The organism is Saccharopolyspora sp. NPDC002578 (assembly GCF_053592695.1).
The window spans coordinates 1-5,002 of sequence record NZ_JBSFWJ010000144.1 but is presented as its reverse complement, the minus strand read 5'-3'; the positions used below and the strand labels follow the sequence as shown (position 1 = coordinate 5,002).

General features: G+C 70.4%; 3 protein-coding genes. All 3 read left to right on the top strand.

Features of this window, described 5'->3' with window-relative positions:
• Positions 1 to 730 precede the first annotated feature (730 nt).
• The 3 genes from ACWD38_RS29975 to ACWD38_RS29965 all read left to right on the top strand — a co-directional run bounded on the left by ACWD38_RS29975 (position 731) and on the right by ACWD38_RS29965 (position 4,810).
• Complete coding sequence (locus tag ACWD38_RS29975; RefSeq protein WP_184483185.1) at positions 731 to 2,020, top strand: MFS transporter; 1,290 nt, start codon at positions 731 to 733, stop codon at positions 2,018 to 2,020.
• Between the two features lie 271 nt (positions 2,021 to 2,291).
• Positions 2,292 to 3,686 carry an APC family permease gene (locus tag ACWD38_RS29970; RefSeq protein WP_184483183.1) on the top strand — a complete coding sequence of 465 codons (1,395 nt, stop codon included), beginning with the start codon at positions 2,292 to 2,294 and terminating at the stop codon, positions 3,684 to 3,686.
• A 203-nt stretch (positions 3,687 to 3,889) separates the two neighbouring features.
• A complete protein-coding gene (locus tag ACWD38_RS29965) occupies positions 3,890 to 4,810 on the top strand; it encodes an aldose 1-epimerase family protein (RefSeq protein WP_450125414.1) in 921 nt (306 codons plus the stop codon).
• The last annotated feature ends 192 nt before the right edge of the window (positions 4,811 to 5,002 follow it).

Here is a 5,002-nt window from a genome sequence, read left to right as displayed (position 1 = left end):
GGCGGCGATCACGCCGATTCCCGGCCCGAGTGGCTCCGCCACGAGGGAAAAAGCCGTCCTCGCGAGGAAGCCGCTGAGAACCCGCGGGTGGGCGGCTTTTGGACGTGGGCTATTCGCTGCGCGAATACAGGCACGGCCTTCGGCCGCAAGGCAGGCGTGGCTTCGCCGCCCAAGGCACGGCTTCGCCGCACGGCACGGCCTTCGGCCGCAAGGCAGGCTTGCTTCGCCGCCCAAGGCACGGCTTCGCCGCTAGGCACGGCCTTCGGCCGCGAGGCAGGCGTGGCTATCGCCCGCCCAAGGCGCGGCTTCGCCGCTAGGCAAGCACGGCTTCGCCGTTCACTGCACGGTTTTGCCGCTCGGCGCGGCCTTCGGTGCTGAGCAGGCTTGTTTCGCCGTTCGTTGCACGGCCTTGCCGCGGGGCATGGCCGCTACGCATGCGTGGGTTCGCTCGCCCACTGCGCGGCCTTCGGTCGCGAGGCACGGCTTCGCCGCTAGGTGTGGGTTTCGGTCGTGAGGCGGGGTGGTTTTGCTGCTGGGAGGCACGGCCTCCCGGGCGGGTGGGTTCGGTTTTTCTTGTGGTGCTTGGTTTTCGGCCGCTGGCCCTGTTCGGCTTGGGGTGGGCGTGCTGGGGGGAGTGGGTTCGGGGGTTCACCTGGATGGTGGTGCGGGGCGTCGGGTGCGTCACAACGGATGGTTTCTTTAGCCAGGCTCATGGCTAGGGTGGCCCTTCGTGGACGAGGACAGCGGGCGCGCTACGGAAACCCGGCGATCTTGGCGATCGGTGCTCGGCAAGGTCGTCCTCGACACCCGGCCGTTGCAGTACCCGGCGTACCGGCGGCTGTGGACCTCCAGCATCGTCACCTCCGTCGGGGCGCAGTTCAGCGCCGTCGCGGTGCCCAAGCAGCTCTACGACCTCACCGGCAACTCCGCCTACGTGGGCCTCGCGGGGATCTTCGGCCTGGTGCCGCTGCTGGTGTTCGGCCTCTGGGGCGGCGCCGTCGCCGACATCGTGGACCGCCGGAAGCTGCTGCTGGTCACCAACAGCGGGCTCGCCGCGACCGCGATCCTGCTGTGGCTGGTGGCCGCGAGCGGCACCGGTTCGGTGTGGCTGGTGCTGGTGCTGTTCGCGCTGCAGCAGACCTGCTTCGCCGTGAACATGCCGACGCGCAGCGCCGCCATCGCCCGGATCATTCCGGCCCCGCTGCTGCCCTCGGCGCAGGCGCTGGGCTCCACCGTGTTCCAGCTCGGATCAGTCGTCGGGCCGCTGCTGGCCGGTGTCCTGCTGCCGCTGCTCGGGCTGTCGGTGCTGTACCTGGTGGACGCGCTCGCGCTCACCGTCGCGGTGTGGGCGGTGTTCCGGCTGCCCGCGCTGCCGCCGCTGGAAGGGGCGCCGACGAAGGCCGGGCTGCGCTCCGTCATCGACGGGTTCCGCTACCTCGCCACGCACCCGGTGCTGCTCGCGTCGTTCCTGATGGACATCATCGCGATGGTGTTCGGGATGCCGCGCGCCCTGTTCCCCGAACTGGCCGAGCGCGTCTACGGCGACCCGCCGGGCGGCGGCGCGGCGCTGGGCTGGCTGTACGCGGCGATCCCGCTGGGCGCCTTCGTGTTCGGGGTGCTGTCCGGCTGGCTGCACCGCATCCTGCGCCACGGCGTCGGCGTCACCATCGGCGTGCTCGTGTGGGGCGTGGCGATCATCGGGTTCGGGCTGGCGGACTCGCTGTGGCTCGGGGTGCTGTTCCTCGCCATCGGCGGCGGAGCGGACCTGGTGAGCATGGTCTACCGGAGTTCGATGCTGCAGGCGGCGGCGACCGACGAGATGCGCGGGCGCATCCAGGGCGTGTTCACCGTCGTCGTCGCGGGCGGCCCGCGGCTCGCGGACGTGCTGCACGGCAGCGGGGGCGCGGCGATCGGCGCGCAGGCCACCATCGCCGCGGGCGGCGTGCTCGTCGTGGTGTGCGCGCTCGCCGCGGCGCTGCTGATCCCCGCGTTCTGGCGGTACCGGGCGCCGACGGCCTGACCCTCTTGCGGCGGCCGTCGCGGAGCGGCCCGCGATCTCACCGGATCGGAGCAGCGAACGCGCGGTGCTGCGGGAGGCGGTGACGGTCCGGTTCCGATCCGGCCGCGGAATCTGCCGATCGAGTCGGCGATCCGATCACCGCGCGACGTGAAAAGCGCAGGCCGCGGACTGTCACTGCGACATTCGGCCGCACCCGGTGCGTCCGGTGGCGCAGGCGTTCTACCAGGGGTGCCCCAAGATCGCCCCAGCTGAACCGGCACACTTTCCTGCCATGGCCAACGACACGACCATGGACAACGAGGCGCCCGACGGTGCGCAGCCCGGCCTGAAGCAGGTCATGGGGCCGAAACTGCTCCTGTTCTTCGTGGTGGGAGACATCCTCGGCACCACGGTGTACTCCCTGACCGGCAAGGTCGCAGGCAAGGTCGGCGGCGCGCTGTGGATTCCGTTCGTGGTCGCCTTCGTGGTCGCGTTCCTCACCGCGTGCAGCTACCTGGAGCTGGTGGGCAAGTACCCGAAGGCCGGTGGCGCGCCGCTGTACGTGCACCGCGCGTTCGGCATCCACTTCATCACCTTCATCATCGCGTTCGCCGTGATGTGCTCCGGCATCACTTCCGCCGCCTCCGCGGCGCAGGCGTTCAGCGGCAACTACCTGGAGGAGATCTTCCCCAGCGTGGGTCCGGCCGCGATCGTCGTCGCGCTGGCCTTCCTGATCGTCCTGGCCCTGATCAACTTCAGGGGCGTGGGCGAGTCGGTGAAGATGAACGTGGTGCTGACCTGCGTGGAGCTCGGCGGGCTGCTGCTGGTCATCCTCTTCGGCGCCTACGCGCTGATCAGCGGCTCCAATGACCCGGCGGTCGCGCCGGACCCGGGCAGGCTGCTGGAGTTCAACCCCGAGTCCAGCCCGCTGCTGGCCGTCACCTCGGCGACCGCGCTGGCGTTCTTCGCGATGGTCGGCTTCGAGGACTCGGTGAACATGGCCGAGGAGACCCGCAACCCGGCGAAGGTCTTCCCGCGTGCGCTGCTGCTCGGCCTGTCCATCACCGCCGCCATCTACCTGATCATCGCGGTGATCACCTCGACGCTGGTGCCCACTGACGAGCTCGCGGCGACCGACGCGCCGCTGCTGCTGGTCGTGAAGGCCGCCGCGCCGTGGTTCCCGCCGATCCTGTTCTCCATCATCGCGCTGTTCGCGGTCACCAACACCGCCCTGATCAACATGCTGATGGCCAGCCGCCTCGTCTACGGCATGTCGAACGAGCGGATCATCCCGTCGGTGTTCGGCCGCGTGCACCGCTCCCGGCAGACGCCGTGGGTCGCGATCCTGTTCACCAGCATCCTGGCCGTGGTCCTGGTGAGCCTGCTGGAGATCGAGGACTTGGGCAGCACCACCTCGCTGCTGCTGCTGGTCGTGTTCGCCATCGTCAACGTCGCGGTCCTGGTGCTGCGCAAGGACGTCGTGGAGCACAAGCACTTCAAGGCCCCGACGTGGATTCCGGCGCTGGGCGCCGTGCTGTGCCTGTTCTTCGCGAGCCCGCTGTCGGGCCGTCCCGTCGCCGAATACCTGGTCGCCGGGGCCCTGCTGCTCATCGGCGTCGTGTTCTGGGGCGTGAACCGGCTGATCGCCGGCCGCGTCGACTTCGACCCGGACAAGCTGGCCAAGTAACCGGTCTCGCCGAAGGAGTCCTTTCAGAATGACCTGCGCAGCGGGTCGCTCAGCGGAACCTCAGCGGCTTCGCCGCTGACAAGACACCGATCAGAAGATCATTCTGGAAGGACCCCGAAGCCCCGTCCCGCGGTGAAAACCCGCGGGGCGGGGCTTTTTCGCGTCGGCCACGGCCGCGGCGCGCACGTTCTAGAGTGGTCGGTGTGAATGATCCAGTCGCGGCCACCGGCAGGCAGTTCGAGATCGTGCACGGCGCCGCGCGCGCCGTGGTCACCGAGGTCGGCGCCGCGCTGCGCTCCTACGACGTCGACGGGGTGGCGTACTCCGAGACCTACGACGCCGACGAGCGCCCGCCTGGCGGCGCCGGTGCGGTGCTGGTGCCGTGGCCGAACCGGGTCGCCGACGGCACGTGGACCCTGGAGCGGGAGCCGCAGCAGCTCGCGCTCACCGAACCCGAGCGGCACAACGCCATCCACGGCCTGCTCCGGCACACAGCCTGGACGGTGGTGGAGCACGCCGAGTCGACGATCGTGCTGCACGCGATGGTCCCTGCGCAGCCGGGCTGGCCGGTGCCGCTGCTGACCTCCATCGGCTACGCCCTGGACGATGCCGGGCTGACCGTCACGCACACCGTGGAGAACCTGGGCAAGCGCGCCGTCCCGTTCGGCGTCGGCGTGCACCCGTACCCGCGCGCCGGGCTGGCCGAGACCGACGACTGCACGTTGCGGCTGGCGGCGGCGACGGTGCTGCCGGTGGACCCGGAGCGGCTGCTGCCGGTGCGCCCGCCGCGCGCCTTGGAAGGCGACGAGCAGGACTTCCGCCGCGGTCGCAGGTTGGCGGGCGTGCTGCTGGACACCGCCTTCGGCGGCGCCGTCCCCGCGCCCGGCGACTCCCTGGTCCGGCACTCGCTGACCGACCCCTTGGGGCACGGCGTGGAGCTGTGGGCGGACCCGGTGTTCAAGTGGGTGCAGGTCTACACGAACGACGAGTTCCCCGGCCGCGGCCGGGCCGTCGCCATCGAGCCCATGACCTGCCCACCGGACGCCCTCAACTCCGGCACCGACCTCATCACCCTCGCCCCCGGCGAGGACTGGATAGCGCAGTGGGGCCTGCGTCCGTTCTGAGCGGCTCGCTCGTCCGACCTCGGTAAGCCGCGCGCCAGGCAGGCATTGTCTTGTCAGCGGCGGAGCCGCTGAGCAGCGACCACGCACGCAGCCGGACCACCGGCGGGTTCTCAGCTGTCTTCTCGCGAGGACAGCTTTTTCCCTCGTGGCGGAGCCACTTGGGAAAAAGATCCCGCAGCGAGAAGACAGCTG

Coding starts and splice junctions, on each gene's coding strand:
- ACWD38_RS29970 (WP_184483183.1), top strand. CDS start 2,292: ATGGCCAACGACACGACCATGGACAACGAGGCGCCCGACGGTGCGCAG.